We start from the raw sequence: 25,076 nt of genomic DNA on the forward strand, positions 1-25,076 counted from the left end.
ATGTAGTGATACAGTCTGTATTACCGGTGCAACAAAGTTTACCTCCGCAAAAAGAAAAAGGGCTAGAAGTACAATCAAAAAATGAAGATTCTTCATTCGATCGTACGATGAGAATGGAAAATAAAAAACAGCCGCAAACGGAGAAAACGAAACGAGAAGAAGCACCAAAAGAAGAGAGAAAAGATTATATTCTTTCTAAAAAATCGGTAACGGAAGAAGAACCTATTGTAAAGAAAGAAGAAAAAAAAGAGACAGAACAGTTGTTATTAGCTGTATCTGAGCAAATGGTTGCAATTGAGCAATTACATGTGCAGCCGGAATTGTTATATCAATACATACAAAAAATACAAGAGCTATATAAAGAATATGGCAATATTAAACTTAATGAATTACCTGCAGCTGAATTACAACAATTACAAGAACTTCTTTCAAATATGAATATCAAAAATGCTATATGTTTAGAAGATACAATGCAAATGGTATTAGACAAAATGAAGATGCCAGAGCAAGCGATGCAAGCATTGAAGGCTGTAGAAACAGAAACTTGTAATATTGCAAAGAAACAAGAAGAATTTAAAGATGTAGATCTTTCGAAAGCTGAGAGCGATGATGCAAAGGTAGAGTTGCCAGAAGTTGATGCATTAAACGATTCGAGCTCTGCAGGTGCAGAGTTATTAAATAAAACGACGAGTACCGAACAAATAGGGAAATCAAATAGTGGTGCTGAGAAAGTTTCATTACCTGACTTAGGAAAGAAAATGGAAGCGCAAGTAGAAGCCTTGCAAAAATTTGTAGTGAAACAAGAACGTGTTTTATTTCAGTTAAATCCAGAAAAACTTGGTACATTAACAGTGTTTATGAAAAAACATGGAGATCAAATTGACGTTCACGTAGAAATGGAAAAACACGAGGCGAAAAAACGTGTTGAAATCATTTTTGATGAATTGAAATTAAAGTTAAAAGAAAAAGAAATCAATATTCAAATTAGCTATTCAGATAAAGATGAAAATCGTAAAGAACAGCGAGAACAAGAGCAAAGGCAAAAACAGAAATTAGCAAATACAAATCATGAAAAACAACAATCAACAGAATTTGCGGGATTATTGGAGGAATAACGCGTGCCAACAGTTGGATTAAATACAACGAGTACAAATCATATTCCGTTACAAGCAGGGGCGCAAACAAAAAACGCATCTGTAAATGGTGTGCAATCGCCAGTTCAACAAACAAACGGAGTATCAGCAAGTAATCAAAAAACACCCGGTATTATGGATAAAGATGATTTCCTGAAACTTTTTTTAGCGAGCTTTCAACATCAAGACCCGTTTAATGCGATGGATATGAACCAAATGATGAATCAAACGGCTCAACTATCGCTTATGGAGCAAGTACAAAATATGACGAAAGCAGTAGATAAACTACAATCAACGATGTATACGACAGCTCTTGATGGTGGGATGAAATTTTTAGGAAAGTATGTTAGAGGTATAAACAATAAGGGGGAGCAAGTGACTGGTCAAGTGGAAACAGTTCGACTTGCCGAAAATAACGATGTACAACTTATTGTTGATAATCAAGTTGTCTCACTTCGTTTTGTAGAAAGGGTTTCAGATAAACCGATAGCAGAAACAAATCCAGAAGATGAGAAGAAAGATGATATAGAGAAAAATGAAGAGGTTAAGCAAAATTAATAAAAGGAGTGTATATAGGTTATGATTAAAGCGTTATATACGAGTATTACAGGGATGAATGCGGCACAAAATGCATTAAGTGTTACTTCAAATAATATTGCAAATGCACAAACAGTTGGATATAAAAAGCAAAAAGCTATTTTTGATGATCTGCTATATAATAATACGGTTGGTTCACGTGGGGATGGTGCTTATGCTGGTACGAATCCAAAGAGTATCGGTAACGGTGTAAAGTTTAGTGGGACATCTACAGATTTTAGTGATGGTTCTATTACTTTAACTAGTGATAAGATGGAGACAGCCATAGAGGGAAATGGTTTATTTTTAGTTGGCGATCGTAATAGCGGAAATGTAGAGTATACGAGAAAAGGGTCTTTCGGTGTATCGAAAGATAACTATGTTACAAATACAAGTGGTCAGTATGTGCTAGGGTATGGTGTGAAAATAGGAACTCAAGAAATAGATTTTTCTTCACGACCAAGTCCAATTCATATTCCAATGGGATCAGCTGTTGGTGGGATTCAAACAGATAAAGCAACAATAGGTGGAAACCTTCCTAGAAATCAAAATGCATTATCTCACGAATTCACAGTTTTTGATGAGGAAGGGAACTCGTTAACGTTACGTGTAAATATTAAACAAAAGACTACAAAAGAGACTGTAGATGGTAAAGAAGTTGAAAAGCCTGTGCCAGGTGAATATACGTATACAGTTTCTGTAAGAAATGATTCTAAAAACGAAAAAGAGTTTAAGCCGGTTGAAGGCATGACGGGCGAAAAAAATCTTAAATTTGATACATTAGGAAATCTAAAGGAGACAGATGAAGCTGTACAAAAAAATCCAGTAACTGGTGAAATTACTAAAGGTGGAACGGTTAAAATTCCTTTTGGTAAGGGACTGACACTGGACTTAAGTGGTTTAACAAATTATCCAACAGGGAAAACTATTTCTACAACAGAAGTAACGGGGCGTCCAGCTGCAATTGCAAATGACTATTCAATTTCTGACGGTGGTTTCGTTATGATGAGATATTCGGATGGTAGTATGAAGGTTGTAGGACAACTAGCTGTAGCTACATTCCCTAATTCAGGTGGATTAATGAAAACTGGGAATGGTAATTACATTGCCACACCATCAGCAGGGATTCCAGGGATTGGTGTGGCAGGTGAGAATGGTGCAGGTAATGTAAGAGGTTCAGCAAAAGAAAGTTCAAACGTAGATTTATCTGTAGAATTCGTTGACTTAATGTTATATCAACGTGGATTCCAAGGAAATGCGAAAGTAATTAAAGTGTCAGATGAAGTATTAAATGAAGTTGTAAACTTAATTCGATAATGTATTATAAAGAAAGATCGTAATGTAGTAGAAAGGGTTTTTATTCGTATGACAAGACAAGAACGAATTTTACAATTGCCATTTTTCGAGAATAAACGTGAACTTGCTGAGCAAGTATTAAAAACAGAACAAGAAGAGCATGTATATTTACCAGATCAATTTGAAATTAAGCAAGTGCCTCCGTATTCATTTGGCGAAAAACAAGCAATCATTGGCCGTATCCATGAGTTTTATTTCATAAGTGTTGGTAGCGGTAGCGTTTGGAAGTATCAACTGTTTAAGGATGAGATGAAGTGTCGTGAGTTTTTTGTTATGTTGCCAAATATTACGGATCAGCAGATAGCGTTTTGGTTTAATAACATAGAGTTATTGAAAGGTTCTTAAAAGCACTTTTTAGGTTTTGAGAGAGGACCTGGCGATGTTTTGGAGCGGTTAGTGCCTAATAGAGTCCCGACCGATGTGCAAGACCAGAGATATGTAGCGTTACTAGAGTAGTGTGGTAGTGTAAGAAGTGGTAATATAAAATAGTTTTAAGTTAATTTAAGGTAGTTGTAGTATACAATTAGACTGAATTTCTATAAAAGGAGAGGTGAGGAGGATGGCGCAAAATAAGTATCGCGTTACATTCATTTCGCCGAGTGAGGTTGAGCAGCGGACTGTAATGGGGGCGAATAGTTTGCCAGATTTAATTCGTAAAGTAGAAAGTATTATCGCAGATCCAAATGGTTATTTTGTAAATGATAAAAAAAATAATTGCTATTTTAAAGTGATTAAAGAAAATGTTACGTTTATTCAATATGAGTTACTATTTTCGGATAAGGAAATTCATATTGAAAAATTAAAACATATAGCACCGGTAGTATTAAAGCGATTATTCGAAAAAATAAATGACCCGGAATTATATGCACTCGCGCTACTTGATGTTGATATAGCAACGAAAGAATATGTGCTAGCAGAAATGAATTCTGAGCTGAGAATAAGAGTAGAGACGGAGCTTTCGAAAAAATGGGAAGCAATGCCGACAGAAATTGTAGGGGCGCAAGAAGTGTTATTAGAAGCACTTGCTTCGTTTATACAAGATTAATTGTTTTTTTATAAAATGAATCGTTCGACTATCTATATTTTTTATATAGGTAGTTGACTTTTCCTCTTTTATAAAGCTTAATAATTAGATATACGGAATTAATGGAAGGGGAGCGACACCTTTATGTCACAAGCACAAAGTATTTTATTAGAAAGCGGAACAAATGAATTAGAAATTGTTACGTACACTGTTGGTGAAAACCTATTTAGTATTAATGTTATGAAAGTACGTGAAATCATTAATCCATTCCCTGTTACAACTGTGCCAGAATCTCATCATGCAGTTGAAGGTGTTGTTCAAGTACGTGGTGAAATTTTACCTGTTATTAACTTGGCAATGGCTCTTAATTTAAAGTCAACAAAGCCACTTGATCAAACGAAATTTATCATCTCAGAATTAAACCAAATGAAAGTTATTTTTCGCGTTGATGAAGTGCATCGTATTCAACGTATTTCGTGGGAACAAATTGATGAACCAGCTTCATTATCTATGGGACTAGAAGAAACGACATCTGGTATTGTAAAACTAGATGGAAAAATCATCTTACTATTAGATTATGAAAAAATTGTATGTGAAATTAGCGGCACTGGTTATGACAATAAATCAATTGCAGGATTAGAACAAAAAACAGATCGAGCTGAAAAAGTAATTTACATTGCAGAAGATTCAGCGATGCTTCGCCAAATATTAGAAGAAACATTATCATCAGCTGGATATACGAAAATGAACTTCTTCAGCAATGGTGCAGAAGCGTTAGCGCAAATTGAAAAATTAGCGAAAGAGCAAGGCGAAAAAATGTTTGAACATATTCACTTGCTAATTACGGATATTGAAATGCCAAAAATGGATGGACATCATTTAACGAAAGTGGTTAAGGATAGTGAAGTAATGAATCGTTTACCAGTCATTATTTTCTCTTCATTAATTACAAATGAATTATTCCATAAAGGTGAAGCTGTAGGAGCAAATGCTCAAGTAAGTAAGCCAGATATTCAAGAGCTAATTGGTTTAGTTGATAAGTTAGTGTTGTAAGAAAAGTACTTTTTTAGCTGGAATAGAGGAACTAGCTATGTGTGGCAGCGGTCAGTGCCTAATAGAGACCCATGCGATGTAAGACCAGAGATATGGAGTGTTTTTTAGGTAAATGGGACGAGAGAGCCGCCGAGATAGCTTTAGAAGAAGTGAGACTTCGATTGAGGATTTGAAGACTGGGTTTATAACTCTATTCTGTTAGAGAGAGGAAGGAATTAGCCAATGCTACATATGGCTAATTCCTTTTTAGTATTCTATACTTTAAGCTGGTAGAAAAATGAAAGGTTTCTTGGGTGTTTGTCGCTGTATGTGTGAATAATCTTTATTTAGAGATTTTTAATTTAAAAATATAAGTGAACGTATTTTTTTGATTACTTTAGTAATATTTCGTGGTAACGCAAATTTTTTCGGTGAAAAAACATCCAAAATACCATATAATATAATTAAATGTAATTAATATGCAATTTTACATATTAATAAAAAAACATTTTCCAAATTTTTATACTTTCTATACATTTTTGTATGTTTATTATTTGACAGATAATTTCGAACTGTTATAATATGGATATGTAAAAATTGCTATTTTCTTAAAAGACATGGGAGTCAGATGAGAATTGTGAAAGGATGAGGGGGAGTGGCACAGATTATGTATCACCACACAGCAATTAATGTATTAGGTCTTTTACAAAACATGTCAAATAATAAAATGAACGATATGCAACTAGAAGCGGAATTAAAAAAAATAGAAAAAGAATTCCAAGTAAAGTATGAAGAGTTAGTTGATTTACATAATAGAATGGTATTATTTCAAATAGATATAGAAAAAAATGGCGGGATGCGAGCATATGAAAAATCAGCAATTACATGGCTGAAGTCTGAACTAGAGCTACTGTATGAAGTGTATCAATTTTGTCAACGTCACGGTTTAAACATTTTAAATATTTCAAAATACTTAAGTAAAAATGAACTAAATCTTTTTCCAAAAACAGAAAGTCAATTGCAAAATACGTATTATAAATTGAAAAAACGTGAAATACCGTTTGAAAATATTGAAAAACAAAAACCAGGACGAAAGCGAAAATATATACCAGTAAAAGAGACAATCGTTGCAAGAAAACAAGAAAACGAGTACGAATTAAAAGAAGAAATCCAGCATAAAGAGGATGAAAAAAATCTTGTAACAGTTATATCTGGTATCGTTGATAACTTTGAAACAATTAATCAATGTAGTGAAAGGAAAGAAGACGAACTACATCAGTTTATGGAAGGTATTTATAAGCTTTCTAGCATGGCAGCAGGGCGTTCTAGAGAAGCAAAGAATACACGTAGTCTAGAAGGTGAATTGCAGTCGTTACAACTGGAAAATGAAAGGCTAAAAGGAGAGAAAGAAGAGCTTGTACAAGATATTAAAGGTATGACGCAGCTTTTAATTCATTTCATTACAAGTTCGGATATTGATCAAATACGTAAATTACCAACTTTCGTACAAGATTGTAAAATGGAATTACATAAACTAGGTCTATATAATGCACAAGACGGTAAAATGAAAATAATGGTTGACCGTAGCGGACAAGTTATGACGGTAACACAGTAATAAAATTTGGGTACAAAATAAAAGGGAGATACATAGTTTATATGTATTTCCCTTTTATTTTGTATGGAATCGTTCCAAAGAAGGAAGATTAATTTTTATGATTGTAGTAGTTTAGAGACCATTTGCGGAATTTGGTTCGCTTGTGAAACCATACTAAGTGCAACTTCAGTCAATAATTTGAACTTTAAAAAATCACTCATCTCCTGTGCCATGTCTGCATCTTCAATTAGAGATGCAGCATCTGTTAACGCCATACTTTGATTATTTAAATTTTCAATATTGAACTGTAAACGATTTATCATAGCTCCAAGATCAGCGCGATGAAGTGATACATTTTGTAAAGCCTCTTCAATTTTACGGATAGCCGTTCTTGCTTCTTGTTCTGTTGAAATCTTGATGTCATGTTGTGTAGTGGAAGGGGGAATATGTTTCGTCATATTCATTGTATGACCGATATCGTCTAATGTAATAGGACGGTTTTGACCGTCAAATACGGATAAATCATTAAACTCAGTCATCTCGCCAATATAGCCACTTTGTTCTATTAAAGACTGAAACTCTTTGCTCAGTAAATCACGATTTTTATTTGAATTTGTACCATTAGCAGATTGAACAGCTAAATCAAACATACGCTGCAAAATATTCGTCACAGTTTGAAGAGCAGCTTCTGCCGTGCGAAGCATCGATATCGCATCCTCATTATTACGAATCGCCACGCGCATACCACTTGCTCTCGCATACATACGAGTCACAATTGCAACATTAGCGGGATTATCCGAAGCGTGGTTTAACTTCTTACCATACCAGTCGCCAAATGCTCCATTGCAACATTCATACGTTTCTCATTCTCATACAACGACTGCCTAGCATTCATACTTAAAACATTCGTACCAATACGCATAATAGACACTCCTTATAGATTGATATAGTTAGTATAGTTTAATCTAATAAACAGTTATGGAAGGATAGAGGGGCTTATGCTTATTTACTGTTTGTGTTTTAACATAAGAGGGAATCAAGATAAGCATTGACCGCTTCTATGCACCGCAGATGCTCTCTTCCACATAAAAAAGAAAGTTTTATAAATAATCTATCTATATAGAAAAAATAAACCTCTCCGCAAGCAGAGAGGTTTATTCATGAAATTAATTCAAATGGCTTATTGTAATAATTTAGAAACCATTTGTGGAGTTTGGTTAGCTTGAGAAAGCATGCTGATGCCTGCTTCGTTTAAAATTTTGAATTTTGTCATGTTAGACATTTCTTTTGCCATATCAGCATCTTCAATTTGAGAAGCAGAAGCTGCCATATTAGTAGCTTGGCTCGTTACGTTGTTTAAGTTATGGTCTAAACGGTTTAATTGAGAACCGAAAGTTGCTCTAGCGTCAGCAATATTTTGAATAGCATCGTCAAGTTTTGTGATTTCATCTGCTGCAGTTGTAGCATCTAAAGCCTTACCTGTTCCTACTGCTAAAGTAGCGGTTGTTAATTTCTTTGTTTCAATAGCTGCGATTGTCATTGTATCACTTGAAGCATCAGAAAGTTGAATCGTGATATCTTTACCATCAGTACCTTTATTTAAAAATGCATTACCATTGAAATTTGTTTTGTCAGCAATATGATCAATTTCTTGTGCTAATGCTTGATACTCTTTGTCCATAGATGCGATATCTTTATCGTTGTTAGTACCGCTTGATGCTTGTGTTGCAAGATCACGCATACGAAGTAAGATGTTTGAAACTGAACCTAATGCAGCGTCACCAGTGCGTAAAGCAGACATAGCGTCTTGTGTGTTACGTGCTCCAACGTTTAATCCGCCTTCTTTCGCACGCATACGAGTAGCGATAGCTAAGCCAGCTGCATCGTCAGCTGCACTGTTGATTGATTTACCGCTAGATAAACGGTTCATAGAAGTGTTCATTTTGTCTTGGTTTTGTCGCATGTACTCTTGAGTACGCATGCTGTTAATGTTTGTATTAATTCTCATGTTAAGAACCCCCATTAATTTTTAATTATTTAAAAGAAAACTCTTTATATACTACAGAGAGTATATGTTCAAATGGCTTATTGTAATAATTTAGAAACCATTTGTGGAGTTTGGTTAGCTTGAGAAAGCATGCTGATGCCTGCTTCGTTTAAAATTTTGAATTTTGTCATGTTAGACATTTCTTTTGCCATATCAGCATCTTCAATTTGAGAAGCAGAAGCTGCCATATTAGTAGCTTGGCTCGTTACGTTGTTTAAGTTATGGTCTAAACGGTTTAATTGAGAACCGAAAGTTGCTCTAGCGTCAGCAATATTTTGAATAGCATTGTCAAGTTTTGTGATTTCACCTGCTGCAGTTGTAGCATCTAATTTCTTTGTTCCATCAGTTGCTATTGCTAGAGTATCAGTTGTTAATTTCTTTGTTTCGATAGCTGCGATTGTCATTGTATCACTTGAAGCATCAGAAAGTTGAATCGTGATATCTTTACCTTCACCAGGATTAGTGCCTTTATTTAAAAATGCGTTACCATTGAAATTTGTTTTGTCAGCAATATGATTAATTTCTTGTGCTAATGCTTGATACTCTTTGTCCATAGATGCAATATCTTTATCGTTGTTAGTACCGCTTGATGCTTGTGTTGCAAGATCACGCATACGAAGTAAGATGTTTGAAACTGAACCTAATGCAGCGTCACCAGTGCGTAAAGCAGACATAGCGTCTTGTGTGTTACGTGCTCCAACGTTTAATCCGCCTTCTTTTGCACGCATACGAGTAGCGATAGCTAAGCCAGCTGCATCGTCAGCGGCACTGTTGATTGATTTACCGCTAGATAAACGGTTCATAGATGTATTCATTTTGTCTTGGTTTTGTCGCATGTACTCTTGAGTACGCATACTATTAATATTTGTATTAATTCTCATGTTAAGAACCTCCATTGTTATCTTGAGTTTTTAGTTATATATAAATCTCTTTGTAGACAAAGAGATTTATATAATCAAATGGCTTATTGTAATAATTTAGAAACCATTTGTGGAGTTTGGTTAGCTTGAGAAAGCATGCTGATGCCTGCTTCGTTTAAAATTTTGAATTTTGTCATGTTAGACATTTCTTTTGCCATATCAGCATCTTCAATTTGAGAAGCAGAAGCTGCCATATTAGTAGCTTGGCTCGTTACGTTGTTTAAGTTATGGTCTAAACGGTTTAATTGAGAACCGAAAGTTGCTCTAGCGTCAGCAATTTCTTGAATAGCAGTGTCAAGAGCTGTGATTTCAGTTGCTGCAGTTGTAGCAGTTAAATTCTTAACTGCATCATCGGGATCAGTTCCAACTGCTAACTTATCAGTTGTTATAGACTTTGTTTGAATAGCTTTGATTGTCATTGTATCACTTGAAGCATCAGAAAGTTGAATTGTGATATCCTTCCCACCAGTACCACCTAAAAATGCATTACCATTGAAATTTGTTTTGTCAGCAATATGATTAATTTCTTGTGCTAATGCTTGATACTCTTTGTTCATAGATTTGATATCTTTATCGTTGTTAGTACCGCTTGATGCTTGTGTTGCAAGATCACGCATACGAAGTAAGATGTTTGAAACTGAACCTAATGCAGCGTCACCAGTGCGTAAAGCAGACATAGCGTCTTGTGTGTTACGTGCTCCAACGTTTAATCCGCCTTCTTTCGCACGCATACGAGTAGCGATAGCTAAGCCAGCTGCATCGTCAGCGGCACTGTTGATTGATTTACCGCTAGATAAACGGTTCATAGAAGTGTTCATTTTGTCTTGGTTTTGTCGCATGTACTCTTGAGTACGCATGCTATTAATATTTGTATTAATTCTCATGTTAAGAACCCCCATTTTTTTATATTGATTTTTCTGTTAATTGTTAAACGTAAATATGCAAAAAAATCAATTTCGAGATTAATTGTAATCCTTGGTGTATATCGTGTCAACGAATAATTGTAATTAATGAATATAAAAAAATGATAATTTCCTATTTGTTCATTTTTTTATTACAATATTATCAAAAGGATTATTGCAAACTTTAAAAAAAAACTCTAATATTAGATTATCTTTGTTTACCGAAAAGGTGATATTATGTTAGTTGGAAATATAGTAAAAGAAGTGCTTGCATATAAAAAAGGACAAATTCAGCAAAAGCTAAGTAGTCCACAAGCATTTGTTAGTAGTCGTTTTCAAGAAAAGTTGCAGAGTGAACCTGTGAAGGAGACGAAGGCTACTACGCAACCGGCAAAAGTAGAAGATATGAGTCAGCCGGTACAATCTACGAAAATAGAAACGGTTGTTAATAAGCCGGAACAATCTATTAATAAAGTAGATGAAGCGAGTAAGCCCGAAGAAAAGGGTGAAACGAAGAAAGCAGATGAAGTGCAAGTTGCGCAAAAAGAGTTTGAACGACGTTTCCCAGAAACGAAAAATGAGGCTGCTGATACGTGGGGATTAACGAAGAAGTATAATATTCAAAAAATACGTTCTTCCAATGAAGGGAAGTATGAGGATATTATTGATCGTGTAAGTCGTACATATGGAATTCCGAAAACGTTAATTCAAAAAATGATTGAAGTAGAGTCTAATTTTAATCCGAAAACGGTGTCACATGCAGGTGCGATGGGTCTTATGCAGCTTATGCCAGCGAATGTGAAGGAGATGGGTGTGAAGAATCCCTTTTCACCAGCTGAAAGTATTGAAGGTGGCGTGAAAGAGTTAAGCGGTTATTTAAAGAAAAATAACGGCGACTTAGTATTGGCACTTGCTTCTTATAATGCTGGTCCTGGCAATGTGAGAAAGTACGGAGGCGTACCGCCATTTAAAGAAACGCAAGGATATATTAAAAAAATATTAAATATCGACGTTTCAAAATAAGAAGTTTCATATATAGAGAGAACATGAAATTTTCGTGAACATGATATGGGAGTTGGCTAGATTTGAAATTACAAGATGATATTCCGTTAACAATTTATTTTGAAATCGGAAATACGAAAAAGAAAATTGAAGATCTGCTTCATATTACGAAAGGTACATTGTATCGTCTTGAAAATTCAACGAAAAATACGGTGCGTCTTATGCTTGAGAATGAAGAGATTGGAACCGGAAAGATTTTGACGAAGAATGGAAAGATGTACGTTGAAATCGTTGAATTGAAAAGGTAGGGAGGGGATTGTCATGAGTGGCGAAAAATTAAGCCAAGAGCAAATTGATGCCCTGCTGAAGGCGGTAAATGAAGGCGAGGAAATGCCAGCTTTCGCACAAGAAGCAGGAAAGCAAGAGAAATTTCAAGAGTATGATTTTAATAGACCAGAGAAGTTCGGTGTTGAGCATTTACGTAGTTTGCAAGCGATTGCTTCTACGTTTGGAAAGCAGACGTCACAGACGTTATCAGCGCGTATGCGTATTCCAATTGAACTAGAACCTTCAACAGTTGAGCAAGTTCCATTTACGAGTGAATATGTGGAGAAAATGCCGAAAGATTATTATTTATATTGCGTAATTGATCTCGGTTTACCAGAGCTTGGAGAAATTGTTATTGAGATTGATTTAGCATTCGTTATTTATATTCATGAATGTTGGCTTGGCGGAGATAGTAAGCGTAACTTTACGATGCGCAGACCGTTAACAGCGTTTGAGTTTTTAACGCTTGATAATATATTCTTGCTTCTTTGTAAAAATTTAGAGCAATCATTTGAAAGTGTTGTTGCGATTGAACCGAAATTTGTAACGACGGAAACAGATCCGAATGCATTAAAGATTACGACAGCGAGCGATATCATTTCATTACTTAACGTAAATATGAAAACAGATTTTTGGAATACGACGGTGCGTATCGGAATTCCATTCTTATCTGTTGAAGAAATTATGGATAAGTTAACGTCTGAAAATATTGTCGAACATTCTTCAGACAAGCGTAAAAAGTATACGTCTGAAGTGGAAATGAAAGTAAATCAAGTGTACAAACCTGTTCACGTTGCAATTGGTGAGCAGAAAATGACAATGAGTGAGATTGAACAAATTGAAGAAGGCGATATTATTCCGCTTCATACGAAAGTTTCGGATGAATTACTTGGTTATGTAGATGGAAAGCATAAATTTAATTGTTTTATTGGAAAAGATGGAACGCGTAAGGCGCTCCTATTTAAAAGTTTTGTAGAGTAGGAGGATCCATATGAAGCATGAAGTATCTCCCGTGTCATTAATGGGATTAGAAGATTTTGCAGGAAAGCGAAATGAAGCAGGTAAAGCACATATCGATACTGTTTCAGATATTTCGATTGAACTTGGTGTAAAGCTTGGAAAGTCATCTATTACACTTGGTGATGTAAAGCAGTTAAAAGTTGGCGATGTTCTGGAAGTAGAGAAAAACTTAGGACATAAAGTAGATGTGTATTTAAGTAATATGAAAGTCGGCATCGGTGAAGCAATCGTAATGGACGAGAAATTCGGTATTATCATTTCTGAAATTGAAGCTGATAAGAAACAAGCGGCGCTTATGAAAGCGCAAAGTCAAATGCAAGATAAAGAGTAGAGGAGGAGTCATATGTCGTATATGACGACCTTATTTCAAGTCGTTTTACTGTTTGGTGCGCTCGGCTACGGTGCATATTATATGACGAAAAAGACGCGCAAACAGCAGTTTTTTAAGCAGGGTGAAAATGGCCATATTCAAGTAAAAGACGGTGTGTATTTAAATCATCAAACGAGTGCCTTTTTATTTGAAGTGGACGGAAAGCAAGTGTTCACTGTTATTAGTAATAACGGTGTGCAGTCTGTGCAATTAACCGGAACAGGAAATCAGTTTCAACAAGCACTAGAAGACGCGGTGAAGAGTGAAACGAAAAAAGTAGAGGATCCATCATGAGAATAAAGAAACAGTTATCATTATTAGCCGTTATTTTCGTATTTTCTATCGTTTTTTCAATTATTTTTGTAAATCCAGCGTATGCAGCCCCGAACGGTTTTATTAATTTCGAAAATGGAAAAGAGTTTACGAGTAATTCAAGTGTACAACTATTTGCGCTCGTTACCCTTTTATCATTATCTTCTTCTATCGTTCTATTATTTACACATTTTACTTATTTTATGATCGTTCTAGGGATTACACGTCAAGGACTTGGGGTAATGAATTTACCACCAAACCAAGTGCTTGTTGGACTTGCATTATTTTTATCACTCTTTACGATGCAGCCTGTACTCGGGCAACTGAAGAGTGATGTGTGGGATCCGATGACGAAAGAGAAAATAACAGTAAGTCAAGCTGCGGAAACGACAGCTCCTATTATGAAAGAATATATGTCAAAGCATACGTATAAGCATGATTTAAAAATGATGCTGAAAGTACGCGGAGAAGAGTTGCCGAAAGATTTGAAAGATCTTTCACTATTTACGCTCGTACCATCCTTTACGTTAACGCAAATTCAAAAAGGTTTACTAACAGGGATGTTCATTTATTTAGCGTTTGTATTTATAGATTTGATTATTAGTACACTTTTAATGTACCTCGGGATGATGATGGTACCGCCGATGATTTTAAGTTTACCGTTTAAAATACTCGTTTTCGTATATTTAGGTGGATATACAAAAATCGTCGACATTATGTTTAAAACGGTCGCCTGAAGCGTTTGATGCTATGTGATAGGAGTCATATAAATGAATACGTCACCAATTATAGATATTTTTCAAACCTTTTTTTATAAAGGGGTTATGATTTTAATGCCGGTTGCCGGCGTAAGTATGATTGTCGTTATTATCATCGCTGTCATTATGGCGATGATGCAAATTCAAGAGCAAACGCTGACGTTTTTACCGAAAATGGCGAGTATTGTCCTCGTTATTATCATTTTAGGTCCGTGGATGTTCCAAGAGTTAACGACGCTTATTTTAGATTTATTTGATAAAATCCCATCGCTATTGCGTTCGTACTAAGATAGGTGAACTGAAATGAATATGGAATTATGGGCGGCGACGTTTTTTGCGTTTTGCCGCATTACTTCATTTTTATATTTTTTACCGTTTTTCTCAGGACGATCTATTCCAGCTATGGCGAAGGTTACATTTGGGCTCGGTCTGTCGATTACAGTTGCCGATCAAGTTGATGTTTCTCATATAAAGACGGTTTGGGATGTAGCTGCTTATGCAGCGACGCAAATTGTCATTGGATTATCTCTTTCAAAAATTGTAGAAATGCTGTGGAACATTCCGAAAATGGCTGGACATATTTTAGACTTTGATATCGGTTTATCACAGGCGAGTTTGTTTGATGTGAATGCAGGATCACAGTCTACTTTACTTTCAACACTTTTTGATATGTTCTTCCTCATTATTTTTATTTCACTTGGCGGCATTAATTATTTCGTTGCCACGATTTTAAAGTCGTTTCAATATACAGAGGCGATTTCAAAATTGCTGACGACTAGTTTTTTAGATAGTCTACTCGCAACGCTATTATTTGCGATCACATCAGCGGTTGAAATTGCTCTTCCGCTTATGGGAAGTTTATTCATCATTAACTTTGTTCTAATTTTAATTGCAAAAAACGCTCCGCAATTAAACGTTTTTATGAATGCATACGTAATTAAAATTACGTGCGGTATTTTGTTTATTGCGATGAGTGTACCGATGCTCGGTTATGTGTTTAAAAATATGACGGATGTATTACTTGAAGAGTATACGAAACTATTTAACTTTTTCTTAACGAAGTAGGGGGACGCGCATGGCAAAGGATAATAAAACAGAAAAGGCCACCCCGCAGAAGCGTAAAAAATCGCGTGAAGAAGGGAATATTGCCCGGAGTAAAGATTTAAATAATTTATTTTCCATTCTCGTATTAGCAGTTGTCGTTTATTTCTTCGGAGATTGGCTAGGGTATGAGATTGCGAATTCCGTAGCGGTGCTGTTTGATCAAATTGGAAAAAATACAGATTCAACCGAGTATTTTTATTTAATGGGGATTTTATTACTGAAAGTATCGGCTCCGATATTAATACTCGTATACGCTTTTCATTTATTCAATTATATGATTCAAGTCGGGTTCCTATTTTCTTCTAAAGTCATTAAACCGAAAGCATCACGTATTAATCCGAAAAACTATTTCACGAGAATGTTTAGTCGTAAAAGTTTAGTAGATATTTTGAAATCACTGTTTTATATGGGATTAATCGGTTACGTCGCTTACGTTCTTTTTAAAAAGAATTTAGAGAAAATCGTGAGCATGATTGGATTTAACTGGACTGCGTCACTTACTGAAATTATTAGGCAAATTAAATTTATTTTCTTAGCAATTTTAATTATTTTAATCGTTCTTTCTATTATTGATTTCATTTATCAAAAATGGGAGTACGAGCAAGATATTAAGATGAAAAAAGAAGAAGTGAAACAAGAGCATAAAGATAATGAAGGGGACCCGCAAGTAAAAGGGAAACGAAAAAACTTTATGCATGCAATCTTGCAAGGAACAATTGCGAAGAAGATGGATGGCGCAACGTTTATTGTAAACAACCCGACTCATATTTCGGTCGTACTTCGTTACAATAAACACGTTGATGCAGCACCAATTGTCGTTGCAAAAGGGGAAGATGAGCTCGCGTTATATATACGAACGCTTGCCCGTGAACAAGAAATACCAATGGTGGAAAACCGTCCGCTTGCTCGTTCTTTATATTATCAAGTCGAGGAAGATGAGACGATTCCAGAAGATTTATACGTAGCTGTAATTGAAGTTATGCGCTATTTAATTCAGACGAACGAACTTGAAGTATAATAGCGCGTTTGGAGGAGATCTCTTTGTTTAAGATAGAGTCTGCAAGAACCTATTTTTCTATCTTTTTAGCAGCGTCATTCGTAGTGGCGCTCTTAATTCCACTTCCACCATTTATACTTGATATCATTATCGTTTTTCTACTAAGTATGTCAGTGCTTATTTATATGCGAGCGACAAGTATTAACGAGTGGGATGAATTAAAGTCATTTCCAACGATGTTGTTATTAATCGGGATTTTCCGCGTATCGATTAACGTTTCGACGACGCGAGCGATTTTGACAGATGGAAATGCAGGTCATGTTATTGAAGAGTTCGGCCAGTTCGTAATTGGCGGAAACTTATTAATTGGTATCGTTATTTTTACAGTATTAATCATATTCCAGTTTATTGTTGCAAACGGTGCGTCTCGTACAGCTGAAGTAGCAGCTCGTTTTACACTTGATTCTTTACCAGGGAAACAAATGTCTATCGATGCTGATTTAAACCAGCGTATTATTTCAGAAAAAGATGCACAAGCAAAACGAAAAAAATTAAATATGGAAACAGAGTTTTATGGGGCGATGGATGGTGCCGGAAAGTTCATTAAAGGGGACGTTATTTTCGGGATTGTCATTTTATTCGTAAACATTATTTTTGGCTTAATTGTCGGCATGATGCAGCAAGGCATGAGCTTTGGTGAAGCGGCTCTTCATTACACGCAGCTAACTGTCGGGGACGGAATCGTAAACCAAATTGGATCGCTTATGCTTGCGATTTCAACTGGTATTATCGTAACTCGTGTATTTGACGGTTCACCGGATACAGTAACAGAAGGTATCTTTAAAGAGTTATTAGCGCATGAAGTCGTTGTATATGCGCTCGGTGGTTTATTTATCGCAATGGGTATTTTTACTCCGCTACCGTTTCTACCATTCGCACTCGTTGGCGGAACAATTATCTTCTTAGGCATTCGTAATAAAAATCGAATAAAGAAAGAAAAAGAAGACGAGCTTCAAAAAGAAATAGAAATGATTCAAGGCGAAGATGAACAACTGCAACAAGTAGAAGATTCATTTGGAGTATTTACGGATAAATATCCAATTATAGTAGAACTCGGTTTAGATTTAGCAGCACTTGTAAAGCAAAAAATTAACGGGGAAACAGCGCGTGATAAAGTTGTTCTTATGAGGAAGTCAATTATTACTGACCTTGGTATTAACGTTCCTGGAATTAACTTTAAAGATAATACGAGTTTTAGACCACGCGGACGTTACATTATTCGAATTAAAGGTGCGAAGGCGGCTGAAGGTGTTTTAAAATCAGGTTATTTATTAGCACTGAAAACACCAAACGTAATGGCTGATTTAGATGCAGAGCCAGCGAAAGATCCAATTTTCGGTGAAGATGGATATTGGATTTTAGAGCATATGGTGCAAGATGCACAAATGAAAGGCTATCAAGTGTTAGAGCCACTTAGCATATTAATTACACATTTAGATGTTGTCGTTAGACGTAATCTTCATGAATTAATTCAGCGCCAACATGTAAAAGACTTAATTAACTCGCTTGAAAATGATAATGGCGTTCTATTAGAAGAGATTAAGAAAAAAGAAATTGATTTATCACTCGTTCAAAATGTTATTAAACAACTTCTAAAAGAAGGTATTTCTATTCGTGATTTACCAACAATTATTGAAGGTATTATTGACGGCAAAGAAATTTATCAAAACCACGTGGATGGTGTAACATCATTTGTTCGTGAATGTATTTCAAAAGTTATTTGTGAAAATGCGAAAAATCCAGACGGAAAAATATATGCAGCGCTCTTCTCTGATTCAATTGAGTTAGATGCTGATGTTGTGAATAATTCATATCAAGGTTACTTATTAAACTGGGATTTAGATTTAGAAACACGTGTCGTTGAGCAAGTGCAGCGCGTCTTTAAACAAGCACGTTTAATGGGAAGAGAACCAGTGTTATTAACACGTAGAAAAGATTTTAGATTTGCGATTGTAAGACTGCTAGAACGTTATCAAGTGGAAGCACAAGTACTTTGTATTAGCGAATTAGCACCAGAAATTGTTGTGGATCAAATTGCCTATATTGAATAGTAGGGGGTGAAGTAATGGAAAGTACAGAAAAGAAAGAAGCGTTAATGCGAATAAAAGCAGCTTCGAAAAATGAATTGTATCGAAAATTATTTGACCAATATGGTACAGATTATTATTATGTTGTCGATGAAAGTGTAAAACGAAATATACCGTTTTTTTGGAAAAAGGATTATGAAATGTTAGTTGCTTTTCCAGAAGAAAAACAGGAAGAAGTGAATGAAGGTACAGCTCAATTTCATGAACAGTTAATGGATGTTGTGAATGATCCTTCAGAACAAATTGTGAAGGCGAATGGAATTCAATCAGTACTGCACAATTTAGAAAACGTAACGACTTCTATGTCATACGCGGCGATGCAAACAGGAAATAGTGAAGAATGGGCAAGAAAAAAAGAGAAACTATTAAAGCTGTTTGAAAAAGGAATCGTCGTTGTGAAACCGATGAAAGAAACGGAAGTAACGAAAAAGAAAAAAGTTGTGAAACAAGTCGTTCCAGTAAAGAAAGAAGAAGTAGCTCCAAAGAAAGAAAATCAAGAATCTGTACCGTTTATTATTCAAAAAGTAATTCGGATGCTAGAACAAAACGATGTGGAACAATATTTCATTCATGCATATGCTGAAAAGTTAAAAATAAAGTTTGAAAATGCAACGATGATTACGGAAGAAGAAGTTATCAGGTACATATTGGAAGATATGAAATCTCATTTTAATACGGAAAACGTCTTTGAAAAAGAAGTACAAACAATTGCATTAATAGGTCCAACTGGCGTTGGTAAAACGACGACACTTGCGAAAATGGCATGGCAATTTCACGGTAAGAAAAAAACAGTTGGTTTTATAACGACCGATCATTCGCGCATAGGGACAGTGCAGCAATTGCAAGATAACGTAAAGACAATTGGATCTGAAGTAATTGCTGTGCGTGATGAAGCTGCAATGACAAGAGCGCTTACGTATTTTAAAGAAGAAGCACGCGTCGATTATATTTTAATTGATACAGCCGGAAAAAATTACCGTACGTCAGAAACAGTGGAAGAAATGATTGAAACGATGGGACAAGTAGAACCAGATTATATTTGTTTAACGTTATCAGCTTCTATGAAAAGTAAAGATATGATTGAAATCATTACAAACTTTAAAGATATTCATATAGATGGTATTGTGTTTACGAAATTTGATGAAACAGCAAGTAGTGGCGAATTGTTGAAAATTCCAGCAGTATCATCAGCTCCTATTGTATTAATGACAGATGGCCAAGACATAAAGAAAAATATACATATCGCTACAGCTGAACATTTAGCAAAACAAATGTTACAAACATCGTAGAAAAGAGGTGAAGAATAAGGCGCTTGCCTTATTCAAACGAATATGAACGGTCTTTATATAGGTTCTATGGGCATGATGAATTACATGCAGCGCATTAATGTTCATTCGAATAACGTTGCAAATGCTCAAACGACAGGATTTAAAGCAGAAAATATGACGTCTAAAGTATTTGATGTACAAGACACATATCGCCGCGGAGATGGGGCGGTAACAAATATCGGTTCGGTCGATTACGCTGTAGTACCAGCTGCAACGCATGTGAATTTAGTACAAGGAAATATACAAATGACAAATAGCGCTACAGATTTCTTTTTAGATGACGGCGCGGCCGGCACAACATCATTTTTCGTTACTTCTAAAAATGATGAAACGTTTTTAACGAGAGATGGTAGTTTCACATTAAATAGTGATCGTTATTTACAAACATCTTCAGGTGCTTATGTGATGGATGTTAATAATGAGCGTATTCGTATTCCAGAAAATGTTGAATTCTTCGTATCTAATAATGGAGAAATTTATAGAGAAGTTAACGATGGAACTTTGCAAAAACCAGATATTAAGAGAATAGTAATTGCACAGTTACAAACAAAAACACAGTAGATGCAGAAACGAATGCACGTCTCGTGCAACGTGAAAACAAAAGCTTTACACTAGCAGAAGGAAACATTGCTAATTTACCGAACGGAACAGGAATAGTAAAAAATCATATGCTAGAAAAATTCAAATGTAGATATGACGAAAGAGATGGCCGATCTTATGACAGATCAAAAGATGATTCAAGCATCACAGCGTGTTATGACGTCATTTGATAAAATTTATGAAAAAGAAGCGAATGAAATATTGAGATAGTGGACTCCTAATAAAGGAGTCTTTTATTAATTTTAAATTTCAGAATTATCAATTGACTTTACGGAGCTTCTTTTTTATATTAGTAGGTATAACTATAACTACTAAAGAGGTGAGAGTATGGCAACGGCATTATATTTAGAAGATGCATACAAAACGAGTTGCGAAACAGAAGTGATAAGAGTAGAAGGGAATAAAGTATTTGTAAAAGAAACAATTTTCTATCCAACTGGTGGAGGACAGGAATGTGATACGGGTGTCATTGTACAAAATGGGTCTGTATTTGAAGTTGAAAAAGTAAAGAAGGAGCAAGGAGAAATAGTTCACTATATAAAAGACGAAGCACAAGTAAAGTTAGGTCCAGTTAAATTAGAGATAAATTGGGAAAGACGTCATAATTTAATGCGTCATCACTCTTTACTGCATCTTATCGGAGCTGTTGTTTATGAAAAGTATGGAGCTCTATGCACCGGAAATCAAATTTATCCTGATAAAGCACGTATCGATTTTAATGAGTTACAAGAGTTATCGAGCGTGGAAGTAGAAGAAATTGTTGAGGAAGTGAATAAACTTATTAAGCAAAATAAAGAAATTTCCACTCGTTATATGAGCCGCGAAGAAGCAGAAAATGCTGTAGGAATGATTAAAACAGCAATAAATCTCCTGCCAACTACCATCCAAGAAATCCGCATTGTTACAATTGAAAATTTAGACGAACAAGCTTGTGGAGGCACACATGTGAAAAATACGAGTGAAATAGGAACACTTGTTATTGATAAAGTAAAAAGTAAAGGGAAGCAAAATCGTCGTTTTGAAGTAAGGGCGATTTAGATTGTGAGGGGTTACCGATGGATGAAATTATAAAGGAATTACAAAAGTTAGGATTTTCCCAATATGAATGTAAAGCGTATATTGGACTACTAAAACATTCCCCAGTAACAGGCTATGAAGTGAGTAAACAAACAGGAGTACCTCGTTCTATGATTTACGAGGTACTCGGTAAGTTAATGGATAAAGGAGCGGTGCATATTGTACCTTCTGAACCAGTTAAATATGTACCAGTACCAGCTACCGAATTAATGAATCGAATGCGAAAAGACTTTGAAAAGTCCTTTGAGTTTTTAGACCAGAAATTAAATTGTTTAGAACAAGAGAGACAAATAGATGTAATTTCGCATATTCGTTCAAATGATCGTGTTTTGAAAGAAATATGCAATATAATTAGTAGAGCTAAGGAAGAGTTATGGGTTTCTTTATGGGAAGATCAAGTGCATGAAATTGAACCATACATTCATCAAAAGGAAGAGGAAGGCGTACATATATTTTCAATCTTATTTGGAGCTCCAGAAACAAAAATAGGAGCGACATTTCACCATAATTATATGACGCCCCACGTTGTTGAAAAGAGAATGGGTGGTCATTTAACTGTTATTGCTCGTGATGGAGAGGAAGTATTAATTGCGAAATTCTCAAATGATAGCACTTCATGGGCCGTTACAACGTATGACCCAGCGCTAGTTCTCGTTGCTACAGAGTATGTGCGGCACGATATTATGGTTGAAGAAATTACGAAGGAATTTGGAGCTGATAAGTTAGATACGTTATGGCGTGAAAATATAGATCTAGTTCATGTCGTAACAGGAAAACGAACTTTAGAAGGAATGGAGGATGATAAGGATGAGTAAAGCTCAGGCACATGTAGCTTTGCAGAGCGATGATACATTTCAGCAAGGAGTAAAAGATTGTTTACCAACTGTATTTGGTTACTTGAGCATCGGTATAGCAGCTGGTGTAATTGCAAAAACAGCAGGTTTTTCTATCATTGAAATTGCATTTATGTCCACTTTAATTTATGCAGGTTCTGCCCAATTTATATTAGCTGGTATGTATGCAGCCGGTGCTCCTGCTTCCGCAATTATTTTTACTGTATTTTTTGTTAACTTGCGCCACCTTCTTATGAGTGCTGCACTTGCACCGTACTTTACGAAAATTCCTCTATTTAAAAACTTACTAATCGGTTCGCAAATTACAGATGAAACTTTCGGCGTTGCAGTGCAGCATGCAGCGCAAAAAGGATATTTAGGTGAAAGATGGATGATTGGGCTTAACGTAACAGCGTATTTAAATTGGATACTTGCTACTATTATTGGTGGGCTATTTGGTGAGTGGATACCAGATCCACATACATACGGGATGGATTATGCATTACCAGCGATGTTTATCGGATTATTTGTACTTCAGCTCATAAGTAGTAAACCAAAGCTAGCAATTCATTTAAGTGTTGCAATTGTAGCGATTATTATCGCATACGTTTCACACCTATTTATGCCAGATAGTATAGCAGTTATTATCGCAACATTACTAGCTGCGACGATTGGAGTGGTGATTGAAAAATGGAAATGAGATTAGATGTATTATTACTTTTACTAGCAGCAGGAGCTGTTACACTCGTGCCACGTATTTTACCTCTACTCGTATTTAGTAAACTACAAATTCCAGACTGGGGTTTAAAATGGTTAAATTACATACCAATTGCGATATTAGCAGCACTTTTAGCACAAGTTTTATTTATGCATGAGACGATGCAGTGGGATTATCTTATTGCAGCAATTCCAACATTTCTTGTAGCGATATATACTCGTAGTTTATTAGGTACAGTATTAACGGGAGTGGTTGTGATTATTTTGTTACGTTTCCTTTTCTAAAAAGGATTACGCTCATATAATAGCGAAAAGTGTAATAACATGAAAAATATAGGGGTGGTGTTATGATACTTTTAACGATAGGAGCAATTTTGTTAACGTTGTTTATTTTCTTTATTATCGGTTTCGTTACGTTTATGATGTTTGTTGATAAGGCGACACCTCAAATATATTATACACCTTGTGAATCAGTGACAGTGAAAACTAAAGGTAAACATAGAAGGAAGAAAAGTTGAACGTTGGCTTTTCTTCCTTCTTCTATTACATCCCGGAAAGAACTAACAACAATAACCCAAATAAAAAACTAGTCAAGGAAAGAAAACCAATACATATTGAGAATACACGATTATTTTCCCATTCGCGCCAGAAAGTTATAAAACCTAAAATACAAAGGAAAAACCAAATGGGTAGGAATAGGAACTCACTAACTTTCTCGGGGAGTAGCGAATAAAAAGTTGTTACATATAAGATCCAATTAGTAAAAAATAAAATGCAAACGATAATAGATTGTAAGTAGGGGCGGTTGAAAAATCTCCCTTTTTTTACGGTTATAAAAATGATAGTTAGCACTGAGAAAAAGGCAATGAATATGAAAATAAGTAAGAGTAATGTAAGTGTCATTTACATCTCCTTTATAAGAGTGTTTTTTACAAGAAATGAATCTATTACATTATATGCTTGTTTTGTAGAGTGTCCGTTATATTTTTTAGTATACGGATTTAGAAATCCATGTTCACCGTGTAGTTGTTTTATTTCTAATAAAGGATTATTTTGTTGCTGCAATGTGTGAATGAAAGAGGATACTGAAAAACTAGCTTCTTTTTCAGGGAATATAAGTAGTGTAGCGCATGTAGGCTTTATGTGAACATAGTCGCGTATACGAGAACCGTAACATCCGATAATAAAATTTATTTTCGGATTGTTACTACATAGCCATGAGATGGTAGCTCCAACACTAAAGCCGATAAGTCCAATATGTGTATAACTACTAGAAAGATGAGAAATGAATTCTTCAATTTGCTTTTTTCCATAATCAAATCCAATATGATTTACAAAATGTTCATATGCCTTTTCTTCATCACGATAATGAAATGCATGTTGTAAGTGTAGAAGATTAGGACAGAATACGTCTATATGAGATGAAGTAAAGTGCTGGGCAACGTGATGCATATGGTCGTTCACACCATATATTTCATGAACAATAACGAGAGCTAATTTTTCCTTCATAGTTATATTGTGCCTCTTTGAGACTTAAATTCTTTCTCAACAAGGCAAATACGCAGGTGGAAGTTTTCATACCATTGCTCACGACCTCTTTTTTTCGCTTCTTTATGTAAGGCGTTCTTTTTCCAATTTTCAATTGCATCAAGTGATTCCCAATAAGAAATTGTTATTCCGAGCCCAGAATTACCTCGTGCACTTTCTACACCTAAAAATCCAGGTTGTTGCTTTGCGAGTTCCTCCATTTCTTCGGCAACGGTATTATAGTCAGTTGTATCATTTGATAAATTAGAAGTGAATATCACCGCATAATAATGACTCGCCTTTTGTGAAGCATTTTCCATATAAATTTCCCCCTTTTAATAAGTATTTTAGCATGTAAAAAAAAGAAAAGAAG

General features: G+C 35.3%; 29 protein-coding genes and 2 pseudogenes. 24 read left to right on the forward strand and 7 right to left on the reverse strand.

All coding sequences use genetic code 11. The features are described from left to right. Positions 1-5 precede the first annotated feature (5 nt). The 7 genes from AXW78_RS07995 (at position 6) to AXW78_RS08025 (ending at position 6,736) form a co-directional block, all read left to right on the forward strand. A complete protein-coding gene (locus tag AXW78_RS07995) occupies positions 6-1,115 on the forward strand; it encodes a flagellar hook-length control protein FliK (RefSeq protein ID WP_061884834.1) in 1,110 nt (369 codons plus the stop codon). Positions 1,116-1,118: 3 nt separating this feature from the next. Next, a complete protein-coding gene (locus tag AXW78_RS08000; RefSeq protein WP_001143477.1) occupies positions 1,119-1,691 on the forward strand; it encodes a flagellar hook assembly protein FlgD in 573 nt (190 codons plus the stop codon). A 21-nt stretch (positions 1,692-1,712) separates the two neighbouring features. Next, positions 1,713-3,026: a flagellar hook protein FlgE gene (gene flgE, locus AXW78_RS08005; protein WP_061883961.1), complete on the forward strand. Its 1,314-nt coding sequence runs from the start codon at positions 1,713-1,715 to the stop codon at positions 3,024-3,026. A 48-nt stretch (positions 3,027-3,074) separates the two neighbouring features. Continuing rightward, on the forward strand, positions 3,075-3,410 hold the full coding sequence (locus tag AXW78_RS08010) for a DUF3964 family protein (protein WP_061883962.1): 336 nt from the start codon (positions 3,075-3,077) through the stop codon (positions 3,408-3,410). Positions 3,411-3,624: 214 nt separating this feature from the next. Next, positions 3,625-4,110, forward strand: a complete 486-nt coding sequence (locus AXW78_RS08015; RefSeq protein WP_061883963.1) for a hypothetical protein — start codon at positions 3,625-3,627, stop codon at positions 4,108-4,110. Positions 4,111-4,233: 123 nt separating this feature from the next. Continuing rightward, positions 4,234-5,142 (forward strand): chemotaxis protein, encoded by a 909-nt coding sequence (locus AXW78_RS08020; RefSeq protein WP_000075943.1) that lies wholly within the window; start codon positions 4,234-4,236, stop codon positions 5,140-5,142. Positions 5,143-5,788: 646 nt separating this feature from the next. After that, positions 5,789-6,736: a DNA-binding domain-containing protein gene (locus AXW78_RS08025; RefSeq protein ID WP_061883964.1), complete on the forward strand. Its 948-nt coding sequence runs from the start codon at positions 5,789-5,791 to the stop codon at positions 6,734-6,736. 95 nt (positions 6,737-6,831) lie between these two features. Here AXW78_RS08025 and AXW78_RS08030 read toward each other — a convergent pair. The 4 genes and pseudogenes from AXW78_RS08030 to AXW78_RS08045 form a co-directional block, all read right to left on the reverse strand. After that, positions 6,832-7,637: pseudogene (locus AXW78_RS08030) on the reverse strand (flagellin). Positions 7,638-7,895: 258 nt separating this feature from the next. Beyond that, positions 7,896-8,723 carry a flagellin N-terminal helical domain-containing protein gene (locus AXW78_RS08035; protein WP_061883965.1) on the reverse strand — a complete coding sequence of 276 codons (828 nt, stop codon included), beginning with the start codon at positions 8,721-8,723 and terminating at the stop codon, positions 7,896-7,898. A gap of 77 nt (positions 8,724-8,800) precedes the next feature. Next, the gene (locus tag AXW78_RS08040; RefSeq protein ID WP_061883966.1) at positions 8,801-9,643 is read right to left on the reverse strand and encodes a flagellin N-terminal helical domain-containing protein; all 843 of its coding nucleotides are present in this window, start codon (positions 9,641-9,643) and stop codon (positions 8,801-8,803) included. An 83-nt stretch (positions 9,644-9,726) separates the two neighbouring features. Continuing rightward, a complete protein-coding gene (locus AXW78_RS08045) occupies positions 9,727-10,566 on the reverse strand; it encodes a flagellin N-terminal helical domain-containing protein (protein WP_061883967.1) in 840 nt (279 codons plus the stop codon). 255 nt (positions 10,567-10,821) lie between these two features. On the opposite strand from AXW78_RS08045, the gene AXW78_RS08050 reads away from it, so the two are divergent. The 17 genes and pseudogenes from AXW78_RS08050 (at position 10,822) to AXW78_RS08130 (ending at position 23,694) form a co-directional block, all read left to right on the forward strand. Then, the gene (locus tag AXW78_RS08050; RefSeq protein ID WP_046945492.1) at positions 10,822-11,607 is read left to right on the forward strand and encodes a lytic transglycosylase domain-containing protein; all 786 of its coding nucleotides are present in this window, start codon (positions 10,822-10,824) and stop codon (positions 11,605-11,607) included. 62 nt (positions 11,608-11,669) lie between these two features. After that, a complete protein-coding gene (locus tag AXW78_RS08055; RefSeq protein WP_000775712.1) occupies positions 11,670-11,894 on the forward strand; it encodes a flagellar motor switch protein FliN in 225 nt (74 codons plus the stop codon). 13 nt (positions 11,895-11,907) lie between these two features. After that, a complete protein-coding gene (fliM, locus tag AXW78_RS08060; RefSeq protein ID WP_000012356.1) occupies positions 11,908-12,894 on the forward strand; it encodes a flagellar motor switch protein FliM in 987 nt (328 codons plus the stop codon). Positions 12,895-12,904: 10 nt separating this feature from the next. Next, positions 12,905-13,264 (forward strand): flagellar motor switch protein FliN, encoded by a 360-nt coding sequence (gene fliN, locus AXW78_RS08065; protein ID WP_000680010.1) that lies wholly within the window; start codon positions 12,905-12,907, stop codon positions 13,262-13,264. Between the two features lie 12 nt (positions 13,265-13,276). Then, on the forward strand, positions 13,277-13,597 hold the full coding sequence (locus tag AXW78_RS08070) for a hypothetical protein (RefSeq protein WP_000121176.1): 321 nt from the start codon (positions 13,277-13,279) through the stop codon (positions 13,595-13,597). Further along, entirely contained in the window at positions 13,594-14,352 is a 759-nt protein-coding gene (locus tag AXW78_RS08075; RefSeq protein ID WP_001220582.1) for a flagellar type III secretion system pore protein FliP, read from the forward strand. The genes AXW78_RS08070 and AXW78_RS08075 overlap by 4 nt, the downstream gene beginning before the upstream one ends. 33 nt (positions 14,353-14,385) lie before the next feature. Next, positions 14,386-14,661 (forward strand): flagellar biosynthetic protein FliQ, encoded by a 276-nt coding sequence (locus AXW78_RS08080; protein ID WP_001098085.1) that lies wholly within the window; start codon positions 14,386-14,388, stop codon positions 14,659-14,661. 15 nt (positions 14,662-14,676) lie between these two features. Next, positions 14,677-15,438, forward strand: a complete 762-nt coding sequence (locus AXW78_RS08085) for a flagellar biosynthetic protein FliR (protein WP_001055706.1) — start codon at positions 14,677-14,679, stop codon at positions 15,436-15,438. Between the two features lie 10 nt (positions 15,439-15,448). After that, the gene (gene flhB / locus AXW78_RS08090) at positions 15,449-16,495 is read left to right on the forward strand and encodes a flagellar type III secretion system protein FlhB (RefSeq protein WP_061883968.1); all 1,047 of its coding nucleotides are present in this window, start codon (positions 15,449-15,451) and stop codon (positions 16,493-16,495) included. Positions 16,496-16,518: 23 nt separating this feature from the next. Then, the gene (flhA, locus tag AXW78_RS08095) at positions 16,519-18,585 is read left to right on the forward strand and encodes a flagellar biosynthesis protein FlhA (RefSeq protein WP_000472589.1); all 2,067 of its coding nucleotides are present in this window, start codon (positions 16,519-16,521) and stop codon (positions 18,583-18,585) included. Positions 18,586-18,599: 14 nt separating this feature from the next. Continuing rightward, entirely contained in the window at positions 18,600-19,910 is a 1,311-nt protein-coding gene (gene flhF / locus AXW78_RS08100; protein WP_000446169.1) for a flagellar biosynthesis GTPase FlhF, read from the forward strand. Between the two features lie 42 nt (positions 19,911-19,952). After that, a pseudogene (locus AXW78_RS08105) lies at positions 19,953-20,759 on the forward strand (flagellar basal-body rod protein FlgG). Positions 20,760-20,876: 117 nt separating this feature from the next. After that, entirely contained in the window at positions 20,877-21,587 is a 711-nt protein-coding gene (locus tag AXW78_RS08110) for an alanyl-tRNA editing protein (RefSeq protein ID WP_061883969.1), read from the forward strand. Between the two features lie 17 nt (positions 21,588-21,604). After that, the gene (locus tag AXW78_RS08115) at positions 21,605-22,441 is read left to right on the forward strand and encodes a TrmB family transcriptional regulator (protein WP_061883970.1); all 837 of its coding nucleotides are present in this window, start codon (positions 21,605-21,607) and stop codon (positions 22,439-22,441) included. Continuing rightward, the gene (locus tag AXW78_RS08120) at positions 22,434-23,159 is read left to right on the forward strand and encodes an AzlC family ABC transporter permease (protein WP_061883971.1); all 726 of its coding nucleotides are present in this window, start codon (positions 22,434-22,436) and stop codon (positions 23,157-23,159) included. Before AXW78_RS08115 ends, AXW78_RS08120 begins: the two co-directional genes overlap by 8 nt. Next, positions 23,150-23,461: an AzlD domain-containing protein gene (locus tag AXW78_RS08125; RefSeq protein ID WP_061883972.1), complete on the forward strand. Its 312-nt coding sequence runs from the start codon at positions 23,150-23,152 to the stop codon at positions 23,459-23,461. Before AXW78_RS08120 ends, AXW78_RS08125 begins: the two co-directional genes overlap by 10 nt. Positions 23,462-23,523: 62 nt before the next feature. Beyond that, on the forward strand, positions 23,524-23,694 hold the full coding sequence (locus AXW78_RS08130) for a DUF3951 domain-containing protein (protein WP_000602244.1): 171 nt from the start codon (positions 23,524-23,526) through the stop codon (positions 23,692-23,694). A 25-nt stretch (positions 23,695-23,719) separates the two neighbouring features. Here the strand turns inward: AXW78_RS08130 and AXW78_RS31880 are convergent, their stop codons facing one another. Genes AXW78_RS31880 through AXW78_RS08140 form a run of 3 tightly spaced genes read right to left on the reverse strand, consistent with a single transcriptional unit; the run spans position 23,720 to position 25,023 of the window. Continuing rightward, positions 23,720-24,079 carry a hypothetical protein gene (locus tag AXW78_RS31880; protein WP_081113919.1) on the reverse strand — a complete coding sequence of 120 codons (360 nt, stop codon included), beginning with the start codon at positions 24,077-24,079 and terminating at the stop codon, positions 23,720-23,722. Continuing rightward, entirely contained in the window at positions 24,080-24,685 is a 606-nt protein-coding gene (locus AXW78_RS08135; RefSeq protein WP_061883973.1) for a dienelactone hydrolase family protein, read from the reverse strand. It abuts the gene before it with no gap. Between the two features lie 2 nt (positions 24,686-24,687). Then, a complete protein-coding gene (locus AXW78_RS08140) occupies positions 24,688-25,023 on the reverse strand; it encodes an antibiotic biosynthesis monooxygenase family protein (protein ID WP_000426498.1) in 336 nt (111 codons plus the stop codon). Between the last annotated feature and the right edge of the window lie 53 nt (positions 25,024-25,076).

It is taken from the genome of Bacillus thuringiensis, assembly GCF_001595725.1.
Lineage (GTDB): Bacteria > Bacillota > Bacilli > Bacillales > Bacillaceae_G > Bacillus_A > Bacillus_A thuringiensis_K.